The organism is Shewanella sp. 38A_GOM-205m (assembly GCF_000518445.1).
GTDB lineage: Bacteria > Pseudomonadota > Gammaproteobacteria > Enterobacterales > Shewanellaceae > Shewanella > Shewanella algae.
Window position 1 is genome coordinate 29,600 of sequence record NZ_KI912440.1, and the last position, 22,974, is coordinate 52,573.

The window sequence follows — 22,974 nt, forward strand, 5'->3', positions numbered from 1 at the left end:
TCGCTGCGAATTTCAGCATATTTTCCGACTCCAACCAGAAGACGTATTCAGGTAATGATGAATTTTGTAAAAAGTCCCGCGAAAGCCTTTCTGTTGTTCGCCTGTGCCTCAGTTTCCGCCGCACAGGCCAACAATGCCCCGATAGTCGTCCCAGATGCACCGGATGTTGCCGCCAAGGCCTATGTCTTGATGGATTACAACTCAGGGCGCTTACTGGCGGAAAATAACGCCTACGAAAGCCTCAACCCTGCCAGCCTGACCAAAATGATGACCAGCTATGTCATAGGTCAGGAGATCAAGGCGGGTAATGTCTCTCCCGATGACGATGTGACCATCAGCAAGAACGCTTGGTCGAAGAACTTCCCCGACTCATCCAAGATGTTTATCGAAGTCGGCAAGACGGTTAAAGTCTCGGATCTGAACCGGGGTATCATTATCCAATCCGGTAACGATGCCTGTGTTGCCATGGCCGAGCACATTGCCGGAACCGAAGGCGCCTTCGTCGATCTGATGAACTCCTGGGCCAAACAGCTGGGCATGCGTGACAGCTACTTTGAAAACTCCCACGGCCTGGATTCGGACAACCACAAATCCACCGCCTATGATATGGCACTGCTGGGCGCGGCCCTCATCCGTGATGTGCCCAACGAGTACGATATCTACAAGGAAAAATCTTTTACCTACAACGGTATCAAGCAGTACAACCGTAACGGCCTCTTGTGGGATAACAGTCTCAATGTCGACGGCATCAAGACAGGCCACACCTCGGGTGCCGGCTATAACCTGGTATCCTCAGCCACCAAAGACGGCATGCGCCTGATTGCCGTGGTCATGGGCACCAAGAGTGAAGCCGCCCGTAAGGCCGAGAGCAAGAAACTGCTCAACTATGGCTTCCGTTTCTTTGAAACCATCACCCCTTACAAGGCCGGTGACAGCTTTGTCACCCAGAAGATCTGGTACGGCGACCGTGACACAGTGGACTTGGGTGTAACCACTGACACTCCTGTCACCATTAACCGGGGTCAGGCTAAAAACCTGCAGGCCAACTTCGAACTGACCAAAGAGCTGACCGCACCGCTGGCCAAGGGTGAAGTCGTCGGCCGGGTATACTTCCAGCTTGATGGTAAAGACATTGCCCAGTTCCCACTGGTGACATTGGAAGAAGTCAACGAAGGCAGCTGGTTCAGTAAGCTGATGGACTACTTCAAGCAGATGTTTGCCGGCTGGTTCAGCTAAGCCAATAAATCGTGAGAGAATGCCGCCTGCGGGCGGCATTCTTGTATCTGCAAGAGACAGTGATATCCGCAGCGCCTCAGGGCATTTATCCTTGCAGCGCAAGAATAAAGCAGAAATGAGCAGGCCTTGATGGATTTTTTTGCTATACTCCGCGCCCGCCCGGGTTATCCCGGCACTTGGCGTTTACTCAGGCCTGAGCTTCCGGCATTTGGGCCGCCGACACCCGAAACAGCTAAGACACACGCCAAGCGGTTGAATACAGGAATATCGAGATGAAGTTTGAATCTTACAGTTTTGCCCCCGAAATACTCCGCGCGCTCAAAGAGTGCGGTTATGAGAGCATGACACCGATTCAGAGACAGGCCATCCCTGCGGTTCGCCGCGGTCAGGACGTGCTGGCCAGCGCCCAGACGGGCACAGGCAAGACAGCCGCCTTTGTGCTGCCTATTTTGCAGCGCCTGCAGGATAACCCGCTCGAACTCAAACCCGGCAATATCCGGGCCCTGATCCTGGCACCGACCCGTGAGTTGGTGTCCCAGGTTGCCGACAATGCCCGCCAATACGGCAAATACCTGCAACTGTCGGTGGCCACTCTGTTTGGCGGCGTCAAGTCGGCATCTCAGGTCAACAAGCTCAAGCAAGGCGCCGACATAGTGGTGGCCACTCCGGGGCGTTTACTGGAACAACTGCTGGCCGGTAACCTGAGTCTGGGCTCGCTGGAAGTGCTGGTGCTGGATGAAGCCGACCGTATGCTGGATATGGGCTTTATCAACGATATCAACAAAATACTTCAGAGCGCCGCCAAGCAACGGCAAAATCTGATGTTCTCGGCCACCTTCTCTGGCGCGGTAAGGCGCCTGGCCGATGAGATAATGAACAAGCCCAAGGTCATCACGGCCGACCGCCAAAACACCACAGCGGTGACCGTCAGCCAGGTGGTCTACCCGGTAGAGCAGCGCCGCAAGCGTGAACTCCTGTCTGAGCTTATCGGGCGCAAGAACTGGCAGCAGGTGCTGGTGTTTACCGCCACCCGTGAAGATGCGGATCATCTGGTCAAGGAACTGAATCTCGACGGTATCGCCAGTGCCGTGGTGCACAGTGAAAAAGCCCAGGGCAGCCGTCGCCGGGCGCTCAGAGAATTCAAGGAAGGCAAGGTACGAGTGTTGGTATCCACCGAAGTGGCCGCCCGCGGCCTGGATATTCCGGATCTCGAGTATGTGGTCAATTACGATCTGCCCTTCCTGGCTGAGGACTATGTGCACCGTATTGGTCGCACCGGCCGCGCCGGCAAGACGGGGGTCGCCATCTCTTTTGTCAGCCGCGAAGAAGAGCGCACTCTGGCCGACATCGAAAAACTGATCGGCCAAAAACTCAAGCGCATCATGATGCCAGGCTATGAAGTGAGTAATCGCGATCTCCTGCTCAAGCAACTGCAAAAGCGCCGCAGCTTCGCCAAGAAAAAGCCGGGCGCCAGCAGCGCATCGGAGCAGGTCGCAGCGGAAAAGAGCATGTCCGGCCGCAGAGTTAAGGTTAAAGTCGGCTCCGGTGGCATCAAGCCCAAGAAGCTCAAGTGAGCCGCCCCGCATGACGGGCTTTAGCTTCGATGTTGAATCATTAAAAAGCCGCGCACTGCGCGGCTTTTGGCTAGTTGGGTTTTAGCTGGTTTTTCTACCGGCTGGAAACACTTGCATTCTCGGCGGCAAAGCTTGCTCCCCTAAGGGACAAGCGCTCACCGCGATTGAGATAGGTGGTGCAAGCCACCCGCAGCAAGGATGCAAAATTGCTGACTCGCCCTTCCTTGCAGCAGGCCTCTTGATAGATACGGCTGAGGCACTCACCGAGACTCAACCCCGCCTCGGCAGCGATATCCTCCAGCAACTGCCAAAAAATCGCTTCCAGGCGAATACTGGTGACGACGCCTAATACCGTTCCACATAGGCGTTGGCTCGCTCAGCGAGAATGAAAAGGTGCGGAGACAAGCGGGACAATGGAAGATTTATCGGGATAAGTCGACTTTGTTCTGCGATGTATACGTACCTTTTCAACTCGCCCCTTTGGGAGCTTGTCAGCCACCCGATTACTGCGCCAACTTGTCTCGCCATAGCACCACTATGCCATCGACAATCCGACTTGTACTCAGTTGGCTGACACAGCTCTGAGCAGATTAAATGCCTATAAGGAACGGTATATACGCACCGAGCGGGTTTTCAACTCAAACAAGGCGGGAGCCGCCCCGGAATAGATTTCACACATAGCATCTCCGGCCAAGTGAAAGACCCGTTTAGATGACCTTTTCCGTCAGAGCGGACAAGGCCCTGGGCAGTGGAATTCAGAGCAAGGCATGGAACTGCGCCAACCACTGAGGATGGGCAGGCCAAGCCGGCGCTGTAACCAACTTGCCGTCAGTAATCGCTTCTGTCACCTCGATATCGGCATATTCACCACCGGCTTGGCGCACTTCGGGGGCACAGGCAGGATAAGCCGACACCTTCTTGCCCTGCACCACTCCGGCGGCGGTCAGCAGTTGCGCCCCATGACAGACTGCGGCAATCGGCTTATCCGCCTTGGCAAAGGCTCGAACCAGCTCAAGCACTTCATCATAGAGACGCAGATACTCGGGTGCTCGGCCGCCGGGGATCAACAGCGCATCAAAATCATCGGCACTTATCTGTTCAAAGTCACCGTTGAGGACGAAGTTGTGCCCAGGTTTTTCACTGTAGGTTTGATCGCCTTCAAAATCATGAATAGCCGTCCTGACAGTATCACCGGCCTCTTTTTCAGGGCACACAGCAGTAACCTTGTGGCCCACCATCTGCAGCGCCTGAAACGGCACCATGATTTCATAGTCTTCCACATAATCACCGGCAAGGATCAATACGTTAGCCATTGTCTTCTCCTGTTATTCCATCGACTCACCATCAGACTCATCTTAACCAAGCCCATAGAGGCAGAGGTAACAACCGGCTACTACCTCACTCTGTTCATTAAACAACCCGGTTGCCCGGCAGACAAGAGATATCCTTGAGATTAAAAGCATTACGGTAAAATCGCTGTTAAGTGACTTACGCCTTACAAATAATGAGTTTTAGGGTTTTCTTTGTCTGCCTGATATAGAAAACTGCAGCTTAGGGTATACTCAGCGCCCCATCCATATCTCTTATACGCGGAAAAACAATGACAGAACAAAGCTACAATAAGGCCTTGCTGGCATTAACCCAGGCCGGCCTCGTTGCTTTGGCGGAACGTAACCATGCCGCCGGCAGCATCAAAACCCCGGCAGCGGAAAGTCATTTCCTCTGCAACTGGATGGTGCAATCACTAAAAGAGAAACGTTTCTCAAAGTTGCTGGCAGAAGATCTCACTCGCTGGATAAGAGAGGGTCGAAGCCTGGGGGCCGGTGCCAAGTTACCCGAGGTGCTTCAACGTATCCAGGCGCAGTATCTGCCTGCCATTAATAATGCCGCAGTGGGGCAATCGCTCCAGAACCTGATTGCCGAGCTCCAGGCCGAAGGCTGGCTCGTCATCCTCGACTGTGAAGTGAGCGGTAAACTCAAATTAGACAGCCAGGGGCAAAACAGCTTGGTGATCTCCGCCGAGCAGTATCAGCAGCATCTGCTCGATGGCAAATTGATCAAACCCATCACCCTTTACATCCGCGCCGACGAGCAGTTGATTGCCCAGTTTGCTGTCAAACATGCGCTTCTATTCAGCCAGGGGGATAAGAAAGCCAGTTGCATCAAGCACCATAAGGCTTATCGACTCTATCCTGATAACCAACAGCCCGCATTGGCATTGCTCAAGGCTTAACTTTCCGCATCGGAAATGACCTTGGAAATGGCACTGGCGAACACTATCACCGCCTGAGCCATTTCCCGGTTTATCAGAACCTTGCCCAAGTTCACTGAATCCACCTTGTGTTCAATCATGGAGTTGTTAGCCAACAGAATGAGGGTTGCGGCTTTCGGCCGCGGCAACAGCGGCTATCACACAGCTAAGGCGTTGTTGCCCAAATCAGAGGAACCTTTTTGACTCTCCTTGATCTGAGCTTGCATAGTAAGTTGTCGGTCAATTTTATGGGTAAGTCAAAGCGCAATATCACCAATTGGAAGCAATATAATCAGGCATTAGTCAACCGTGGCTCCGTCACCTTCTGGTTAGACGAGGCGGCGATTAATGCTTGGCATTGCACGCAGCATCATGGCGGTCGTGGCCGTGGTTTTCAATTCAGCGACACCGCCATCGAAACCGCCTTGATGCTCAAAGGGATTTTTAAGCTGTCATTGCGTGCGACCGAAGGGTTCATCAACTCCCTGTTTCAGCTGATGAAAATACCGCTAATTGCCCCAGACTACAGCTGTATCAGTAAACGCGCCAAGACGGTGAACGTCAAGTACCGCAATCCCTCTAGAGGTACTGTGGCGCATGTTGTCGTCGATGCCACAGGCCTCAAAGTATATGGCGAAGGTGAATGGAAAATGCGTAAACACGGCAAAGAAAAACGTCGGATTTGGCGCAAGCTTCATTTGGCAATCGATGCCGCTACACACGAAATCATAGGTGCTCAAGTAAGCCTCGAAACTGTGGCAGATAATGAGGTACTGCCAGCGTTGCTGAATCCTCTCAGACGCAAGTTTAGACAAGTCTCCGCTGATGGCGCTTATGATACCAAAGCTTGTCACAAACTATTGCAACAGAAGCACGCGAAGCCGACGATTCCACCTCGCTCAAATGCCGGATACTGGGAACCAGGGCATCCTCGAAATGAAGCTGTGGATGCACTCAAGGTAGGAGAATTGAAGCGATGGAAGTTGATGAATAACTACCATCAGCGTTCCTTGTCCGAGACCGCCATGTATCGCTACAAACAACTTATCAGTGCCAAATTAAGCCTGCGTGATTATAACGGACAGGTGGGTGAAGCATTGGCTGGGGTTAAGGCATTAAACAAAGTCATAAGACTTGGGATGCCTGTTCGCCAGACAATCTCATAAAACAGCGGAAAGCCTTGGGGCCGTTGCATTTCAGCTAATGATTTGATCAACAACGCCCACAGCTAATAATGGGGGTCTTTGTTGTTTTTTTGTTGTTTTTAGTCAAAGCTGTGCGAAACATCAAAAATATGTGGCTGTCTTGTGTTTCTCGTTATAACTTCAGATACGTTTTAATTGTTGTATTGAAGTTTTTAAACCCTGTGATTTCAAACTCCAGTACCCAAGATGACTCAAGTGTCATAGGTAACTTTCCATTTTTCGATTCACCAAATTTGATTTCCGTTATATCAACAGGACTATGAGCAGCAAAGAAATAAACTGACCCATCAATATATCCGTCTTCTGGGTTTACAGGGAAAGTAAATGTTCTACCAGCAAGTTCACTAAGCTTGGCAGGCAGATTAACACCGTCAATACTAATTACAGTTTCTATTTTCTCAGAATAGCCATCTAGACTTAGCTCAAACGGTTCTATTCCTATCTCAAGTGAAACATCTCCATCGATACCAGAAATCGTTGCACTTGTATATTTAAGTTTTTCTATCGGGAAATTTTCCATTCTACCGCCTGAATTATAAAGCAGCCATCACGGGCCGAGGTAATTGGCGCGCGGATTGCGAATACAAGCGCGAGACAAGTGCCGAAGGTCATCTGCATTGCCTTGTTTTGTGTGGCCTCATTTTATGAAAAGTGCCAGTGTAGTTTTTTGGAGAAGGCTACTCCAATCGGTGGTTAAAGAGGCTTCATCTCTTCCTGCACTATGACAAATTAGTGTTTGGAAGTGCTGTAAAATCAACGACGCGGCTTCCTCTTTAGTAATGATCCCAGTCAACACTCCTTTGTAATTCTCTCGATCTACGAGTATTTCTTGTATTTTTATTTGAAACAACTCATCAGATGGAGGTGGAAGCTGCAAGATATCTGCCATTTCAACGCCACACTTGATTAATGCCTCTTCGCTAAAGTGCATAATTGTCCTATTTCGCATCAACGCCCGCCTCAGTCGCCGAAGGTCGGCTTGCAGGCTCTTGTTATAACTTTTGCTTTTATCGCTGCCATACTGCAGGAGGCTAGAAAGCAACCTAACAATAAGGGAATTGTAGTCCCCATGTGATAGCTCAAGTAGCCAAGAATTTGCCAGTCTTGAAGTGAACCCAGCCTCCAATGCAAGCACACCACAAGAATAGATACTGAGGCGATAAATGCGGCGACAATATACTTCCTAATAGGAATCCACCCTGCCAACAAACCAGCAAACACCCCTTTGACAAAAAAACTGGCTAAATCAATTTTCAAGCACCCGTACAGTGTAGATTCACATGGGTGATGCGACCACATATACGTAGAAGCATACACATTCTCACCTAAATAGAATCCAACCCAAGGAGCCACCAATGCTATCGTAATTAATAGATACTTCACGCCAAACCCAATAAGTTATAACGCCGCCAGCACAGGCCGGAGCACGCAGTGCGGAGGTCCAGTCCCGAAGGGGCGATTGTGCATGGCCTCAGGGAAATAAGGACAGGGAAATAAGGACACCCATAATTCTGGAAATAAGGACACCCATAATTCTTGGCAGGTTTCTCTCACCTTGTCTAGGCTTGAATGGAGCCTTTGAAAAGGAAAGGATGCCATGCCGAGGCCAAGATATGCTCAAGTCAGTCTTGAGGACACCCCCTTCTATCACTGCATCTCCCGCTGTGTACGCCGCGCCTTTCTATGTGGCGTTGATGATTATTCCGGCAAGAGTTATGAACATCGTCGTGATTGGGTTGAATCCCGTCTATTGGAACTGGTGGCCGTCTTTTCCATTGACTTGTGTGCTTATGCAGTCATGTCCAATCATCTGCATTTGGTGCTCAGAGTTGACTTGAAAACCGCCACAGAATGGACATTGGAGCAGGTTTTACAGCGTTGGCACCTGCTTTACAGTGGAACCCTGTTATCCCAGCGTTTTCTGCGCGGTGAAACACTTTCTGATATTGAATATCTCACCCTGCAACAAACCGCTGAAGTCTATCGCCAACGTTTGATGGATATCAGTTGGTTTATGCGCGCGCTCAATGAACCTATTGCCAGACAAGCCAATTGGGAAGACGGATGCAGCGGTCGCTTCTGGGAAGGCCGCTTCAAATCCCAGGCACTATTGGATGATGCAGCCGTATTGGCCTGCATGGCTTATGTTGACTTGAACCCTATCCGCGCGGGAATAGCCAAAACCCCGGAAGACTCAGACTATACCAGTATTCAACGGCGGATACAGGCTGCGATGCAGGGTGAAAACACACCAGAACTGTTGCCCTTTGTCGGCAATGAACGGCTGAACATGCCACAAGGACTGCACTTTGATGCCAAGGATTATCTGCAACTGGTCGATGATACCGGACGTATTATCCGCCACAACAAGCGCGGCCACATCACTGCCGCCACAACAACCATTTTGAATCGTTTAAACATCCCCATCGACAACTGGCTCAAGTTGACGACTGATTTTAGCCGTCTATTCAAAGGGCCGGTTGGTACACTGGAGTCACTTACCGACTACTGTACTCACCTACAACGACGACGAAGGCAAGGGGCCGCTAATTGTCAGAAGTTGTTTAGCTGAATCCCCGAGGCTCCAAGATATTTCTCTCCAATCGAACTTTATTCGACCTCCATCGTGTCTGAAATTCGACTTTTGCGCTCATTTCAATAACTGAATGGCCCTCAAAAGGCTTGAAAGATGATTTTCTCCCAGTGAAAACATCAGTGTTTCTGTGATCCAGGCAACTAGAGTCTTCACTCAGCTAATAATGGGTGTCTTTGGTATTCGGTCGTGTTAGAAAGATGGTCGTGATCCTGAATTCGATGCTAAGAGATGGCACTATGTGGGATGCGAATATGGGGAAAAATTAACTATTGACGCCATACTCGTTTGTTAGGCAATAGATTGCAAATTACTCATAAACGTTTCAAAAACTATACGACCTTTTTCTAAACTATCTGCATGGATTTTAAGATACTCACTTTCGTCTAACTCAAGGTCGAGTTCTTTGCGCACAGAAAGCAGTATATGTGGAGTTAAATCATTAACCCGAAAGAACTCTGACATACAACGCTTAGTAAACTTAAAATGCTCTTCATTTTGGACAGCCCAGTTGGCGTCAATTTCGGATGTGACTTGATCTCGATACTTACTTTCATTCTCGAAAGCTCGATTTATGCGTTCCCATGCACCTTCTTCTACAATGCCATCTAGATTCATGTTTTTCATAATCGTTAGACAGCGTTCGATTTCATCGTTGTGTTTTTTCCTGCAAGTTTCTAAGAACTCTATGTGAACCTTTCGGTTCATTAACACACCTCGCTCAAGAAAAAGACTCATAAATGCAGCCCCGACTTCTCCAGTAAAGTTAGTTAAGTTCTTTACCGTTTCCTCCGTGCCAACCAAAGTGATCTTGGTAATCTGAGCAGCATTCTCAGAAAAGGAATCCGCTATTATTTGATTTGGTATATCCAGGTTAGCCATAACAGCCAAAGATCCCTGATATTTAGTCAAAGCCTCTACGCTGTTGAGGTATACTTCTTTCTTAAGAAGCTTTTCTCTCTCAATTGAAGCTAACCTCAGTTGGTGATTACTTCTAACTTCTTCAAGCATCTCTGCATAACCAGATTTTACTTGTTCAACCTCGCTAGTAATTTCACCAATATCTTCTTTGGTCGCTAGATTTTTTGCTTTTTCTGAAAAATAGGAAGGCAAGTATGACTTCAATATAAAAAAGAGAAAACCAGCGCCTATGATTGCTCCGATACCAAAAACTCCAAACATCTGAAACAAGTCTTTTACGTCGCCAATACTCATTTTAACCTCTATTGCCTAACAGCTGTATAGTGCGCATGCACGTTTTAGTCCTCGGAGGAGTGTAAACGCGCATCGCTATCTGTTTGTATTCGCTAGATATAATACCATTTAGTCCTAATATCCCTTGCAGCTAAACGCGCATGCGCGGTTTCCAAACCTATTATCTACCAGCTGTATTTTTTATTAATGTTATTTTCTAAAATGTTACAGAAATAACGCGCAAGCTTAGCTGCAAATTCCCGGCATTTTGTCGAGAAGGTCAATAATACTGTATAAAAAATCAGTTCTGAGGTGCTTGTCATGAGCGCTTCAAGCCCTGCAACTAAGGGCCTTAAAACCAAGCGCCCTAAAACCCAGGCCTTACAAAAAACTTTGAGTAAAGCCATGGCTACCGCACGGGTCCAAACTCTGTTCGTCCCTGCATTCCGCTAAAATCGGAAAAGTGTTGCAGCTTTCGCCTTAAGCTTAATGAAGTAATAAAACTAAGCGGTTGAATTAGTTATACAATAGCCAGCATTGAATGTGAAAACAATTAGCCAAAGGTCAAGTTTTGACAAAGGCAACAAAACCCTGATTTGGTTTGTTTTTGAAGCAGAATTGACTGGGTTTGAAACCTGAAGCTCCACAACTTTACGCCGCTGGAACAGCGGCTATCATAGCTTCCAGCTAAAAGTTCCTAAGTTAGTACTGGCCAAGCTTCCGGCCACAGTGTAGCCCATCACCTGCGGTGCGAATGGGCAGGAGGCCCGAATGCAGTGAAGGACAGGACGTCCGAGAACGGTCCTTTCGCACAGGCGATCCTGTGACTCGCTACGAGTACTTCCCTGGCTCGGAAGGTCACAGTTCCGCCTATGCCTGGAAAATAGGTGTATGTCTGCAGAACTCTGAAATGCTTCCAACTACTCAGTGCTAATAGAATTGTACCAATTCCCTCTCGGTGTCGCCGAAAGCCGTTGGCGCAAATAACGTGGCTGAGGCATGGATGCCGAAGCAGCGACAGTCGAATCAGGGATGAGCGTCTGAAGCGATAGTTATTTGCGCCATTAGGCCGAGGGGCTTTCGACACCGTGTGGGGGCGGCAAGGGAGATCCAAGAGGGGATTGCTGTTGATCCCTTCTTGGTCGGGTGTGGGGCGAAGCTCCACGACCTCAGGCCGCTGGCACAGCGGCTATCATGGCTTTAAGCCAAAACTCACTAATGAACTTGATCCTAGCGGCTAGCTAAGTTGTAACCCATCACCTGCGGTGCGGATGGGCAGGAAGCCCGAATGCCGTGAAGGACAGGACGTCCGAGAGCGGTCCTTTCGCACAGGCAATCCTGTGACTCGGCGAGAGTTGCACAGCAACATGCTTTCGAGCGCGAACCAGGGATGGTGAGCTGGCCGTTAAACAGGGACGTTGTTGTGAATACGTCCATGTAGCCTCGACGAAAACGTCTGACCTACAAGGACGTAGGAAATGCCGAATTTGTCGGGAACAAAATTCGGCCCTGTTTTCGACGGTCACAGTTCCGCCTGTGCCTGGAAATGAGGGGGATGTCTGTGGGTATATAAGCAATTTCAAGCTACCCCATTCCCACAGAATTACACCGATTCCCCTTCAAAGCCGCCATTAGGCGTTATTTGCATATTGGCGTAGCCGAAACTAGTTTGGCGAATTGAAAACGAATTTTCCGAGGCTATACCTGATAAGAACAAGCTATGCCTGATAAGAAAATGCCCTCCGATGGAGGGCATTCATTGATGAGTACAACCTGGCTTAAGCGTTTCTCGGTTGCTCAGGTTTGTCTATATCCAAAGTCACTTCATAGGCCACATTGTTTTGGCTGACAGGCTTTACCGTCTCCACTTTGGGCTCGACACTGGCCTTGGTATCCCGGGCGATTTGCAGCGCTTCATGGGTGAGCATATTGTTGCCGCTCAGCAGATCATTCAGCCCGCCCTTTTCGGCATCTACCAGCCCCAACTCTCTGAGCATGGCATCGACCACAGGTGCGTTGGCGCGGTAGTTGAGCGCTGCACTGGTCACTTGCTCGGCAATGCCGCCCTTGACACCGGCGCCATCGGAAGCTGCCCCAAATTGACCGGTTACACCGCTGCCATAGCCTTGAAGGATCTTGATGCCTTCGATGTTTTCCAGCGGTTTAACCGCATTGGCGACGATTTCCGGCAGAACTTTGAGGATAGCCAGTGAGCGCTGCAGGGCAACTTGCTCGTCACGCAACACGTTCTCGGCTTCGTGCAGTGCCTGTTTACCGGCCGCTTCCACCGCATACACCTTCTCATCGGCCTCGGCCTTGAGCATCTTGGCATCGGCACTGGCGCGGGCTTCGGTCAGTATCGCTATGGATCTGTCTTCGGCGGCGCGTTTCTCGGCTTCAGCCTGAACTGTAACCCCAACGGCTTCCCGCTCTGCCTCTTTACGGGCGTCAATAACTTCAATCTCTTTGCGACGATTAGCCTCAGCCACCTGACGCACTGTGATTACCGCTTCCTCTTTTTCAACCTTGAGCTTTTCGGCCTCGGCGGCGCGGGCCCTGGCGGCAGATTCTTCTTCCGACTTGGCGGCAACCGCAATCTGTTTCTCCTGTTCGGAGACTTCGATATCTCGCAGCTGTTGAATTCTGGCCTGCTCAATTTGCTTACGCTTTTCAATCTCGCGGGTTTCTATGTCTTTGGTCTTTTCAATTTCCGCCGACTCGATGGCGCGTTCCTTGGCGATTTCCGCCTCCCGCTCCTCACGCTGCTTTTGCTCTTTCTGCTTGATGATCTCGGCCTTTTGCTCGGCGCGCTTGAACTCCAGCGCCTGCTGCTGGATTAGACGTGCTTCCTCTTCAGCCTTTTCAATATTCAGCGACTCTTTTTCGGCTTCCAGGTTACGCAGCTCAATCTGGATCCGGTTGTCCTGCTGAATATCGTTGGTTTCTTTACGTTTTTCTTCGATGATCTTGGCGAGTCTGGCACGACCTTCGGCGTCAAAGGCGTTGTTCTCATTGAAGAACTCCAGCTCTGTCTGGTCAAAACCTGTCAGAGAAACCGACTCCAGTTCCAGACCGTTTTTCTCGAGATCGTTGGCAACGTTGTTCTGCACCCGCTGTACAAAGTCGGCCCGCTGTTCGTGCATCTCTGTCATGTTCATTTCGGCAGCCACTGCGCGCAGCACGTCAACAAACTTGGACTCCATCAGCTTCTTGAGCTCTTCCACCCTATTGGTGCGACCGCCCAATGTCTGGGCCGCCATGGAGATACCTTCGGCATTGGGAGCCACCCTCAAGTAAAAGTCGGCCTTGACGTCCACCCGCATTCTGTCTTTGGTGATCAGGGCATCTTTTTGGGTCTTGCCCACTTCGATGCGCAGGGTGTTCATATTGACGTGAATAATTTCATGCAGTACCGGCAGGACAATGGCGCCGCCATCTTTGACTACCTTTTCACCACCGAAACCCGTGCGCACAAAGGCCATCTCTTTGGTGGCGCGGCAATAGAGCTTGGCAAAAATAAACCCTATCACCAACAGGCAGAGCACTACTGCGCCTGCGGTAAACAGCAACATACTGGTGCCGCTGGTATTTAAACCCGGGATGGTTTCCATTCCTGTTGTTTCCTTCTTTGGTTAGATTATTGTTCAAAACGGGTGGCAGACCACACGCGGCCGCTGCGTCTGAGCAGCACCACTTGCACCCCTGCCGGGAATTCGGTGTCTTCGTCTTCGGGCTCGACCAGGACATAGTGTTTCTGACGGTACTGATCCTGAACCACAGCCTCGCTGGGATTTCCCTTGATGGCACAGCCGAGTGTCACAGTGCCGACGCTGCCGCTGAGATCTTCGATTGAGACGGCACTGGATTCATTTTTGGGAAGAATTCGAGCCAACTGCCTACCGACGAAATGGCAGGCAACCGCCGCCAACGGCAAGGCCAGCAGCAAAGAAAACACTTGTGGCAACAGGGCCGAGGTCAGCAGCCAGGAAAAATAGTTAAGCAGGTAGCCCGTAATACTGAAACATCCCAGCGCCAGCACAAACCAGATAAGCACAGGCAGCCTATCCAGGCAGAGCCAACCGGCCAGCGCTGTCAGTCCGCCCTGAGGCAGGTCAGTATCAAGATCGGCATCGGGAAGCCAGTCATCCATGGCGGCCATCAGGCTGATACCCGCGATTAATGTGAGTCCCTCTATCACTCCAAGCAGTGCCACTATTGCCAAGGCTACAGCATAGGGCAGATTGGACTGGGCCAGAAAAAAGTCCAGCACAGGATTCCTCCTTGTGGGCGACGACCGCTCCCGGTCGCCAACATTCCATATATGCCTGTTAAATTCAGGTAATTCCTGAGTTTACCTCCAGGCAAGCTTGGACTCCAATAGCTTTTATCTGCATTTGACGTCAGAAATCGGAAGCAGTTCACACTAAGGAAGGTGCGAACAAGTCCCATGTGTGCTCTGCGTCGGCTTACGGGCCTGGATGCAAGGCGTGGTTCGCCGCAAATGGCCCTAGTCCTTTGCAAGAAGCACAACACAGCAGGCAGGCCTGTAATCGGGGCTTTCACAGCAACCGGCTCTCTGCGTTATCCGACTTCGACAGGCCCCGGCATGCCTTCAGTCGGATGCCTTGAACGGCCAATTGCTGTGCAAGCCACTCTCTACAAAAGAGAAGGCCACGAGGACTTATTCGCACCTTCCCTAAGGCTCAGGTTATACCTCAATCCAGAAGGCTTTATGCTGCCATCGCAACGCTTAAGGCTTAACCAGGCTCAGTTAACCTTAAGTCGCAAACTGCTGGCTTAATATCGGCAACAGGGAATACCCCAATTAGTGCCACACCTTTATTTTTTGTTACAAAACATTATCTTAATAAATCTATGCATGAGTAAAGCCTGCTGAAAACTGCTTGAGTATCGTCCCTTGGCTTGGTTAGCATAGGGGCAGTTATTCTTTGATGAATGCCAGACATTCCAGAGCACACCATGACAGCCAAAACCGAATATCAGCAACTTTGCCAGCACTTTCGTACCATCAGCCACTTTGAGCATTTCAGTGCCCTGGGGAACTGGGATCAAGCCACCATGATGCCCATGGGCGGCAGCGAGGCCCGCTCCGAGGCGATGGCCGAGTTGGCATTACACATTCACAGTTTAAAAACCTCGCCCCGGCTTGCCGAATGGCTGGGTGGCGCCGAAGCCAAGGCCGCTGAACTCAGTATCGAACAGAGGGCCAATCTCAGGGAGATGCGCTGGCACTACACCCAAGCCATCGCCGTGCCGGGGGACTTGGTGCTGGCCAAGACGCTGGCGGGTTATCGCTGTGAGAACCAATGGCGCGAACAGCGGCATAACAACGATTGGCAAGGGTTTCGCCCCAATCTCGAGGCGGTAATCGCCTTGGTGCGAGAAGAAGCCCAGGCTCGCTCGGCGCACACAGGCAAGGCAGGTTACGATGCCCTGCTGGACAGATTTGAACCCGGCATGACCTGTAAACGGCTGGAGACCACTCTCGGAGCGGTGCGGGACTGGTTGCCCGAGCTTATCCAAAAAGTGAAGCACAAACAGCTGCACCAGAGTTACAAGAGCAGCGCCGGCGACTACCCGATAGCAGACCAAAAGCTGCTGGGACGGGAGGTGATGCAATACCTGGGATTTGATTTCAACCAAGGGCGTTTGGATGTCAGCTCGCACCCATTTTGCGGTGGCGTGCCCGGTGATATCCGCCTCACCAGTCGCTACACGGAAGATGACTTTATCGCTGCCCTCACCTCCACTATTCACGAAACGGGTCATGCCCGTTACGAGCAGGCGCTGCCAAAGGATTGGCGAGGACAACCCGCCGGAATGTCTCGCTCCATGGGGATCCACGAGAGTCAAAGCCTGTTTTTTGAGATGCAACTCGGCGGCAGCCGCGCCTTTATCAGCAAGCTCTATCCGAGAATTCGTCGACATCTCGACTGCCCGGTATCGGCCCATGAACTGATCGACAATATCACCCGGGTCAAGCCGGGTCTTATCCGGGTCGATGCCGATGAAGTCACCTATCCGGCGCACATACTGCTGCGATTTGAAGCCGAGCAGGCCTTTATCGACGGCAGCCTGGAAGTGAAAGACCTACCCGATTTCTGGGATCAAAAGATGCAGCAATATCTGGGGCTGAGTACTGCCGGCAATTATAAAGATGGCTGCATGCAGGATATTCACTGGACCTTGGGCGAACTGGGATATTTCCCCAGCTACACCTTGGGGGCCATGTATGCCGCCCAGCTGAGATTTGCCATGGAAGCCGAGTTGGGCCCCATTGAAGCCCTGCTGAGCCAGGATAAGCTGGGGCAGATTTGCGACTGGCTGGATGAAAAAATCTGGTCCAAGGGGTGCCTGCTGGAAACCGATGAACTGATCCGCAGCGCCACAGGGCAGAGTCTGGATCCCGGCTTCCTGCAGCGCCATCTGCAGCAGCGCTATCTGGATTAATTTATCTGCAAAAATGGTATAATGGCGCGTTTCTACGAAGTAACTGCAAAGAGAAAGTGAATTCAGATGTTGATACGCGCCATTAGCCAGGATGACTGGCAAGCCATAGGCGAAATTCAAGCAGAGTGCTACCACGCTCTGGCCCCCGAACCTTTACATGTACTCAAGAGCAAGTGGCAGGCATCACCGCAAACCTGCTATGTCCTTGAAAAGAGTGAACAGGTGGTAGGCTATTGTCTGGCTCATCCCTGGACCGAAGACACCCCTCCGCCACTGTACAAGGCGATTACCACACTGCCCAAGGCCGACACCCTTTATCTGCATGATATTGCCATCAGCAACAGGGCTCAGGGATTCGGCGCCGGACGCAAACTGTTTGATACCCTCAAGCTTCAGGCGGAAAAACTGCGCCTGGGTTCCTTGTCACTGGTGGCAGTACAGGGCGCCTGTGGTTACTGGGAAAAGCTCGGCTTTAACCACAAGCGTATCGAAAAATCGCTGGCCACCTATACAGATGACGCCAGTTATATGGTCTATCCGGTAGCCCGCTGACAGATGCAACCCACACTCATCACCATAGGCTTGTTGTGCCTGAGCAATATCTTTATGACCTTTGCCTGGTACGGCCACCTCAAGTCCCTTTCAGGTAAACCCTGGATCATTGCCGCTTTGGTCAGTTGGGGCATAGCCCTGTTCGAATATCTTTTGCAGGTACCGGCCAACCGTATTGGTTATAGTGTGATGAATGTGGGCCAGCTCAAGATACTTCAGGAAGTCATCACCCTGAGTCTGTTTGTTCCCTTTGCAGTGTTTTACCTAAGGAAGGTGCGAACAAGTCCCATGTGTGCTCTGCGTCGACTTACAGGCCTGGATGCAAGGCGTGGTTCGCAGCAAATGGCCCTAGTCCTTTGCAAGAAGCACAACACAGCAGGCAGGCCTGTAAGCCACGCCCTTTGGGGCTTTCACAGCAACCGGCTCTCTGCGTTATCCGACTTTGACATGCCCCGGCATGCCTTCAGTCAGATGCCTTGAACGCCAATTGCTGTGCAAGCCAGAGTGCCACGAGGACTTATTTGCACCTTCCCTAAAGGAACCACTGAAACTGGACTATCTCTGGGCCGGGTTGTGTATGCTCGGCGCCGTTTATTTTATATTTCGCAGTAAGTTCGCTTGAGCCCACTGCTTTAATGAGGACACAAGATGGCACGTCAGGTCGCCTATGAATACAAGGGGGTCGCGAAAGTGATCAACTTTGCCTATGACAAATACCACGACATGTACGAGGCTGTTGCCGCCGCCGAGGGAATAGATCTCAGCCGTTTTCTGGCGATGGAGCAGCAAGTCGCCATGACAGCCAAAGGCGGTGGCGCCCTGAAGAGCTATCGCACCAGTGAATTCGCCCGTATGGGATTTCGTCATATCCACTTTGTCAAAGAAGAAGAGCAGGGTTAATACCTGCCCAAAAGAGGGTTAAGCCATGATAAATCCAGAGCACGCCAATTTTCCCCGAGCCGGCTTTTTCAAGCGCCTCGGTGCCGCCGTTTATGATCTGCTGCTGGCGGTAGCCGTCTACATGTTTGCCGGTGCCATAGGGTTTGGGATCTTTACCGGCTTGACCGCCTCCGGCCTCATTCCCATGGGGAACTATGAACATGTTTCGGATCTGCTCAATGGCAACAGCCTCTATCACGGCCTCTATCAGTTGTGGCTGGCCTGCTGTGTGGCCGGTTTCTACGCCCTGTTCTGGTCCAAGGGCGGCCAGACTCTGGGCATGCGTGCCTGGCGCCTCAAGGTGCAGCATCCCAACGGCCAAAACCTGAGTTTTATTACCGCGCTGGCACGGGTGGTTTGGTCCTTGCTGGGGATAGGCAACCTGTGGATCTTGTTCAGCGGTGACAAACTGGCACTGCAGGACAGTATGACCCGCTCAGAAGTGGTGCTTCTCAGTAAAGAAGCCAACTCACTGCGTAACTGGCACGGAGCCTGAAACACGGATTCTGAGGTAATGGCCTGAAATAAACGGATAGTGGTAGCATTAAAATAGAGCTTTTTAGATACTAATACGCAAACCACAGCAAAAAGCCCTGTCAGTGATAGGGCTTTTTCATAACGTTAATCGGCAAGGGAGGCTTTTAAATTCGCAGCGGCTTTACTCTCAAGCCCTCAATCCTCAGCGGCGGATATAGTAGATAGCCGCGCCGGTAAACAGCACACTCGGCATCATGGCGCCCATCAAGGCCGGCAGCTCATAGACAATGCTCATGGGGCCGAAGATCTCATTACAGATATAGAAGGTAAAGCCGGCTATCACCCCGAGTAATACCCTGGCCCCCATGGTGACGGTTCGCAGCGGCCCGAACACAAAAGAGAGCGCCACCAGCATCATCACAGCCACTGTGATGGGTTGCATCACCTTACGCCACAATGCCAACTCATAGCGACTGGCGTCCTGATTGTTGTTCTTCAGATAATCGAGATAACCGACCAAACCACGGATAGACAGGGCATCGGGTTTAACCGACACCACGCTCAGCTTGTCCGGTGTCAAACTGGAGGGCCATCTGTCTTCCTTGAGGTTATCCAGCACCACTTGCTCATTTTTGAACACAGTGCGGCGAACCTCCAATAAACGCCAATATTCCTTGGTGTAGATAGCCTGCTCGGCGTGCACCACACTGGCCAACTTCTGCTCTGAGTCAAACTCATAGAGGGTAATATTGCCAAGACGGGTCACATCCTCAATCTCGCCGATGTTGACGAACAGGTTTCCGTCTCTGGCCCAAATCCCGCGGTGGGACTTAATCAGGTTGCCGCCGGAGATCTTGTTGGTCTTAAGCTCATAGGCCTTCTGCTCCGCCACCGGCGCGCCCCATTCACCCAGTACCATCACCATCAGCATCAAAGGGACCGCCGTCTTCATCGCCGACAGGGTGATCTGCAGCCGCGACATGCCGGAGGCCTGCATCACTATCAGTTCAGAGTTGGAGGCCAGCATGCCCATACCGATGAGTGCCCCGAGCAACACGGCCATGGGAAAGAACATCTCCACATCTCTTGGGATCAAAAACAGCACATAGACGGCGGCGTCCATCATGGTGTAGCTGCCCCGGCCCACCAGACGCAGCTGATCGACCCATTTGATGATCCCGGAAAGTCCGGTCAAAATCAGCAGACACAGGGCCGAGGTGCTGAGCAGTACTCTGGCAATATACCAATCCAGTATCTTCATGCTGCGGCCCCCCGGCGTTTAAACAAGCCGGTCAGGCGAGTGCCCAAAGGTCTGCCCTTACCTATCAGCAAGATGCCCATCACCAGTGCCGAGGCATGGATCCACCACATCCCCAGCCAGGCCGGGATCACCTCATCCTGCAGCGCCTTGCGCCCGGCGACCATCAAGCCGAAATAACCAAGATAGAGCAATACCGCCGGGAACACCTTGGCAAACTTGCCCTGGCGCACATTGACCCGCGCCAGCGGCACAGCAATCAGCGTCATCAAGGGGATCGCCAGCGGAATGGCCAGTCGCCAGTGGAATTCGGCCACGGCTTCCGGCCCCGGCGTATTGAGCAGTTCCTTGAAAGGCACGGCAGACAACTTACGATCCCTCTCATCCACTTCCTGCTCTTTGAGCTGCATCTGATAACCGCCAAACTCAATCACCTGGTAATCCACCCGGTTCGGGGCTCCCTGATAACGCACGCCATCATCGAGCTTGAGCCGCTGACCACCTGTTGCGTCTTCCACCACCCGGCCACCATGGGCCACTACCAGGTTGGTAACGCCACTTTCGTCTTCCGCATCGGGAAGCTGGGCCACAAAGACTTTTTCCAGTTCGTTGTCTTTACTGATTTTTTCAACAAAGAGCACAGCCCGGCCATTGGCACTGGTTTGAAAACGTCCCTGAACCAGGGCGGCCAGCCCGGCCTCTGACTGAGCCTTTTCCAAAACCGTGTGCTGTTTGTCCTGCGCCCAAGGCGCGACATAAAGCGCCAGATAACCGGTAAACAGGCTGTTGAGCAACGCCAGGATCAGAGTTACCCGGGTGACATACCATTCGCTGATGCCGACCCCGTGAAAGACCACCATCTCGTTTTCTGCATACATGCGGCCATGGGCGAGCAAGATCCCCAGAAACAGACTCAGGGGCAGGATAAGCACCGCCAGTTCGGGCAGATTGAGGCCTATCAGTGTCATCACCAGGGAAGCGGGAAATTCGCCATCGGAGGCATCGGCCAGGATGCGGACAAATTGCTGGCTGATAAAAATAGCTAACAAGACTGAAAGCACCGCTATTTGTGCCTTCAAAACTTCGCGGATCAAGTATCTAAATACAATCACAGGCTGAATCCGGTATCCAAACTTATCTTTTTGCTGGTGTCAGTGTTACTTTCATGTAGACTGTCTACTTTTGATAGTTTTCTGACCATAACAGGCGGCATTTTGGTTGTTTCAGGCGTATGATTCTTGTCAGCCAAACCAGCCCCCTGCTGCAGGAAATTTTCCGCCTTTGGGCGGCACAAGCAGACATTATCCAATAAATAAAAAAGTTTGTCTTTAAAAGAATCTAGGAGAGCTCATGGAGTTTAGCGTAAAGAGCGGCAGCCCCGAAAAACAGCGCTCGGCCTGCATAGTTGTAGGCGTTTACGAACCCCGTCGCCTGTCCGGCATCGCCGAACAACTGGACAAAATCAGTGAAGGTTACATCAGCAACCTATTGCGTCGCGGCGATCTGGAAGGTAAGCCCGGGCAAATGTTGCTCCTGCATCATGTACCCAATGTACTGAGTGAGCGGGTTCTGCTTGTAGGTTGCGGAAAAGAACGAGAACTAGACGAGCGCCAATACAAGCAGATCATCACCAAGACGATCAACACCCTCAATGATACCGGCTCAATGGAAGCCGTTTGCTTCCTGACCGAACTGCACGTTAAAGGCCGCGACACTTATTGGAAAGTGCGCCAGGCCGTGGAAACCACCAGCTCTACCCTCTACAGTTTCGATGGACTCAAGACCCGCAAGGGCGAGACCCGCCGACCGCTGCGCAAACTGGTATTCAACGTCCCTACCCGCCGTGAACTGACGGTCGGCGAGCGTGCCATCGAGCACGGTGTCGGCGTTTCCGCCGGTATGCAGTTGTGCCGCGACGTGGCCAATATGCCACCCAACATCTGTAACCCGGCTTATCTGGCCTCCCAGGCCCGGCAACTGGCCGAAGTGCACGAGAACCTGAAGGTCAGCACTGTCGGTGAAGAGCAGATGGCCAAGCTTGGCATGAACGCCTACCTGGCCGTGGGCCGTGGCAGCGCCAACGAGTCCATCATGACAGTGATGGAATATCAAGGCGCCGTCGACACGACCGCCAAGCCGATAGTGCTTGTAGGTAAGGGCCTGACCTTTGACTCAGGTGGTATCTCGCTCAAGCCGGGCGAAGCCATGGATGAAATGAAATACGACATGGGCGGCGCTGCCGGGGTACTGGGTACCATGAAGGCCATCTGTGAAATGAAGCTGCCTATCAATGTGGTTGGGGTACTGGCCGGCTGTGAAAACATGCCTTCCGGTAATGCCTACCGCCCAGGTGATATTCTCACCACCATGAGCGGCCAAACCGTGGAAGTGCTCAACACAGACGCCGAAGGCCGTCTGGTGCTTTGTGATGTACTCACCTATGTGGAGCGCTTCGACCCTGAACTGGTGGTAGATACCGCCACTCTGACAGGTGCTTGTGTTATCGCGCTGGGTAAACACGCCTCAGGTCTGTTCTCGGCCCATAACCCACTGGCGAGCGAGCTGCTCAATGCCGGTGAGCAGAGCGGTGACCGCGCCTGGCGCCTGCCGATATGGGATGAGTATCAGGAGATGCTGGACAGCCCATTTGCCGATATGACCAACCTGGGCGGACGCCCTGCCGGGTCTATCACGGCGGCCTGTTTCCTGTCGCGCTTTACCAAGAAGTACCACTGGGCTCACTTGGATGTAGCAGGTACAGCCTGGAACAGCGGCGCCAACAAGGGCTCAACCGGTCGTCCGGTTCCTATGCTGGCGCAGTTCCTGCTGAACCGCGCCGGGGTCGAGCAAGGCGAATAAGCGCCTGACTCCCTGCCAATAAAAAGCGAAGCACTGGGCTTCGCTTTTTATTGGCTATTTTATAAAGCCAATCTTCCCTTTGTCCTGCTCCTTCCCCGTCTTTTGATTATCGCCCCCGTCTTTTGATTATCGCCCCCGCCTTTTGATTATCGCCGATAGAGCCGGCGCTTGGGCAAAATGGTATTCATCCACGGCTCAAGCCACAGAGCTAAGCCATAGTAAACCGACCTTTTGAATGGCCGTGGCTCAATACGGCCCCATAAAACTCGGCCTACGACTAAGTTTGCACAGCTGAGTTTGCAAATACAGTTCCAGCCGACATGACTCCGTTTACTTAAACTCTGAACGCTTTAATTCATTTTTTT

Annotated in this window: 18 protein-coding genes and 2 pseudogenes; 11 read left to right on the top strand and 9 right to left on the bottom strand. The window is 51.7% G+C overall.

Annotated elements, in window-relative coordinates; translation table 11 throughout:
- Nucleotides 1-54 precede the first annotated feature (54 nt).
- Complete coding sequence (locus N512_RS0121090; RefSeq protein ID WP_025011671.1) at nt 55-1,236, top strand: serine hydrolase; 1,182 nt, start codon at nt 55-57, stop codon at nt 1,234-1,236.
- Between the two features lie 272 nt (nt 1,237-1,508).
- Nucleotides 1,509-2,810, top strand: a complete 1,302-nt coding sequence (locus tag N512_RS0121095; RefSeq protein ID WP_028781592.1) for a DEAD/DEAH box helicase — start codon at nt 1,509-1,511, stop codon at nt 2,808-2,810.
- Between the two features lie 94 nt (nt 2,811-2,904).
- On the opposite strand, the pseudogene N512_RS23580 reads toward N512_RS0121095, so the two are convergent.
- Together N512_RS23580 and N512_RS0121105 are read right to left on the bottom strand one after the other, a co-directional pair.
- Nucleotides 2,905-3,153: pseudogene (locus N512_RS23580) on the bottom strand (ribbon-helix-helix domain-containing protein); the annotation flags it as partial.
- A gap of 412 nt (nt 3,154-3,565) precedes the next feature.
- The gene (locus N512_RS0121105; protein ID WP_028781593.1) at nt 3,566-4,123 is read right to left on the bottom strand and encodes a DJ-1/PfpI family protein; all 558 of its coding nucleotides are present in this window, start codon (nt 4,121-4,123) and stop codon (nt 3,566-3,568) included.
- 287 nt (nt 4,124-4,410) lie between these two features.
- Here N512_RS0121105 and N512_RS0121110 point away from each other — a divergent pair, with 287 nt between their 5' ends.
- On the top strand, nt 4,411-5,043 hold the full coding sequence (locus N512_RS0121110) for a DUF2913 family protein (RefSeq protein ID WP_028781594.1): 633 nt from the start codon (nt 4,411-4,413) through the stop codon (nt 5,041-5,043).
- A 266-nt stretch (nt 5,044-5,309) separates the two neighbouring features.
- Nucleotides 5,310-6,227: an IS5 family transposase gene (locus N512_RS0121120; protein WP_028781595.1), complete on the top strand. Its 918-nt coding sequence runs from the start codon at nt 5,310-5,312 to the stop codon at nt 6,225-6,227.
- Nucleotides 6,228-6,378: 151 nt separating this feature from the next.
- On the opposite strand, the gene N512_RS0121125 is transcribed toward N512_RS0121120, so the two are convergent.
- Nucleotides 6,379-6,786, bottom strand: coding sequence for a hypothetical protein (locus N512_RS0121125; protein ID WP_028781596.1), 408 nt, complete (start codon nt 6,784-6,786; stop codon nt 6,379-6,381).
- 117 nt (nt 6,787-6,903) lie between these two features.
- Nucleotides 6,904-7,197: a hypothetical protein gene (locus N512_RS0121130; RefSeq protein ID WP_156029299.1), complete on the bottom strand. Its 294-nt coding sequence runs from the start codon at nt 7,195-7,197 to the stop codon at nt 6,904-6,906.
- 666 nt (nt 7,198-7,863) lie between these two features.
- On the opposite strand from N512_RS0121130, the gene N512_RS0121135 reads away from it, so the two are divergent.
- Entirely contained in the window at nt 7,864-8,838 is a 975-nt protein-coding gene (locus tag N512_RS0121135; RefSeq protein ID WP_028781598.1) for a hypothetical protein, read from the top strand.
- A 312-nt stretch (nt 8,839-9,150) separates the two neighbouring features.
- Here N512_RS0121135 and N512_RS0121140 read toward each other — a convergent pair whose 3' ends face one another.
- The 3 genes from N512_RS0121140 to N512_RS0121150 form a co-directional block, all read right to left on the bottom strand.
- Nucleotides 9,151-10,074: a hypothetical protein gene (locus N512_RS0121140; protein ID WP_028781599.1), complete on the bottom strand. Its 924-nt coding sequence runs from the start codon at nt 10,072-10,074 to the stop codon at nt 9,151-9,153.
- Nucleotides 10,075-11,831: 1,757 nt separating this feature from the next.
- Nucleotides 11,832-13,664: a flotillin family protein gene (locus N512_RS23585; RefSeq protein WP_051472913.1), complete on the bottom strand. Its 1,833-nt coding sequence runs from the start codon at nt 13,662-13,664 to the stop codon at nt 11,832-11,834.
- A 26-nt stretch (nt 13,665-13,690) separates the two neighbouring features.
- Complete coding sequence (locus N512_RS0121150) at nt 13,691-14,323, bottom strand: YqiJ family protein (RefSeq protein ID WP_028781600.1); 633 nt, start codon at nt 14,321-14,323, stop codon at nt 13,691-13,693.
- Nucleotides 14,324-15,033: 710 nt separating this feature from the next.
- On the opposite strand from N512_RS0121150, the gene N512_RS0121155 reads away from it, so the two are divergent.
- The 5 genes and pseudogenes from N512_RS0121155 (at nt 15,034) to N512_RS0121175 (ending at nt 18,511) form a co-directional block, all read left to right on the top strand.
- Nucleotides 15,034-16,524, top strand: coding sequence for a carboxypeptidase M32 (locus N512_RS0121155; protein WP_028781601.1), 1,491 nt, complete (start codon nt 15,034-15,036; stop codon nt 16,522-16,524).
- 66 nt (nt 16,525-16,590) lie between these two features.
- Nucleotides 16,591-17,076: a GNAT family N-acetyltransferase gene (locus N512_RS0121160; RefSeq protein WP_025889284.1), complete on the top strand. Its 486-nt coding sequence runs from the start codon at nt 16,591-16,593 to the stop codon at nt 17,074-17,076.
- Nucleotides 17,077-17,079: 3 nt separating this feature from the next.
- Nucleotides 17,080-17,349: pseudogene (locus tag N512_RS23590) on the top strand (DMT family protein); the annotation flags it as partial.
- A gap of 375 nt (nt 17,350-17,724) precedes the next feature.
- On the top strand, nt 17,725-17,976 hold the full coding sequence (locus N512_RS0121170) for a DUF2960 domain-containing protein (RefSeq protein ID WP_025011397.1): 252 nt from the start codon (nt 17,725-17,727) through the stop codon (nt 17,974-17,976).
- A 25-nt stretch (nt 17,977-18,001) separates the two neighbouring features.
- On the top strand, nt 18,002-18,511 hold the full coding sequence (locus N512_RS0121175) for an RDD family protein (protein WP_028781602.1): 510 nt from the start codon (nt 18,002-18,004) through the stop codon (nt 18,509-18,511).
- A 183-nt stretch (nt 18,512-18,694) separates the two neighbouring features.
- Here N512_RS0121175 and lptG read toward each other — a convergent pair whose 3' ends face one another.
- The gene (gene lptG / locus N512_RS0121180; RefSeq protein ID WP_028781603.1) at nt 18,695-19,753 is read right to left on the bottom strand and encodes an LPS export ABC transporter permease LptG; all 1,059 of its coding nucleotides are present in this window, start codon (nt 19,751-19,753) and stop codon (nt 18,695-18,697) included.
- A complete protein-coding gene (gene lptF, locus N512_RS0121185; RefSeq protein WP_025011394.1) occupies nt 19,750-20,862 on the bottom strand; it encodes an LPS export ABC transporter permease LptF in 1,113 nt (370 codons plus the stop codon). Before lptF ends, lptG begins: the two co-directional genes overlap by 4 nt.
- Before the next feature lie 238 nt (nt 20,863-21,100).
- Here lptF and pepA point away from each other — a divergent pair, with 238 nt between their 5' ends.
- On the top strand, nt 21,101-22,609 hold the full coding sequence (gene pepA / locus N512_RS0121195) for a leucyl aminopeptidase (RefSeq protein ID WP_028781604.1): 1,509 nt from the start codon (nt 21,101-21,103) through the stop codon (nt 22,607-22,609).
- The last annotated feature ends 365 nt before the right edge of the window (nt 22,610-22,974 follow it).

Excerpts from the sequence above, each read along its gene's own strand:
- N512_RS0121170 (WP_025011397.1), top strand. The coding sequence starts at position 17,725 with ATGGCACGTCAGGTCGCCTATGAATACAAGGGGGTCGCGAAAGTGATC.
- N512_RS0121155 (WP_028781601.1), top strand. The coding sequence starts at position 15,034 with ATGACAGCCAAAACCGAATATCAGCAACTTTGCCAGCACTTTCGTACC.
- N512_RS0121120 (WP_028781595.1), top strand. The coding sequence starts at position 5,310 with ATGGGTAAGTCAAAGCGCAATATCACCAATTGGAAGCAATATAATCAG.
- N512_RS0121110 (WP_028781594.1), top strand. The coding sequence starts at position 4,411 with ATGACAGAACAAAGCTACAATAAGGCCTTGCTGGCATTAACCCAGGCC.
- N512_RS0121125 (WP_028781596.1), bottom strand. The coding sequence starts at position 6,786 with ATGGAAAATTTCCCGATAGAAAAACTTAAATATACAAGTGCAACGATT.
- N512_RS0121140 (WP_028781599.1), bottom strand. The coding sequence starts at position 10,074 with ATGAGTATTGGCGACGTAAAAGACTTGTTTCAGATGTTTGGAGTTTTT.
- N512_RS0121095 (WP_028781592.1), top strand. The coding sequence starts at position 1,509 with ATGAAGTTTGAATCTTACAGTTTTGCCCCCGAAATACTCCGCGCGCTC.
- lptG (WP_028781603.1), bottom strand. The coding sequence starts at position 19,753 with ATGAAGATACTGGATTGGTATATTGCCAGAGTACTGCTCAGCACCTCG.
- N512_RS0121160 (WP_025889284.1), top strand. The coding sequence starts at position 16,591 with ATGTTGATACGCGCCATTAGCCAGGATGACTGGCAAGCCATAGGCGAA.
- N512_RS23585 (WP_051472913.1), bottom strand. The coding sequence starts at position 13,664 with ATGGAAACCATCCCGGGTTTAAATACCAGCGGCACCAGTATGTTGCTG.
- N512_RS0121130 (WP_156029299.1), bottom strand. The coding sequence starts at position 7,197 with ATGCACTTTAGCGAAGAGGCATTAATCAAGTGTGGCGTTGAAATGGCA.
- N512_RS0121175 (WP_028781602.1), top strand. The coding sequence starts at position 18,002 with ATGATAAATCCAGAGCACGCCAATTTTCCCCGAGCCGGCTTTTTCAAG.
- pepA (WP_028781604.1), top strand. The coding sequence starts at position 21,101 with ATGGAGTTTAGCGTAAAGAGCGGCAGCCCCGAAAAACAGCGCTCGGCC.
- N512_RS0121135 (WP_028781598.1), top strand. The coding sequence starts at position 7,864 with ATGCCGAGGCCAAGATATGCTCAAGTCAGTCTTGAGGACACCCCCTTC.
- N512_RS0121105 (WP_028781593.1), bottom strand. The coding sequence starts at position 4,123 with ATGGCTAACGTATTGATCCTTGCCGGTGATTATGTGGAAGACTATGAA.
- N512_RS0121090 (WP_025011671.1), top strand. The coding sequence starts at position 55 with ATGATGAATTTTGTAAAAAGTCCCGCGAAAGCCTTTCTGTTGTTCGCC.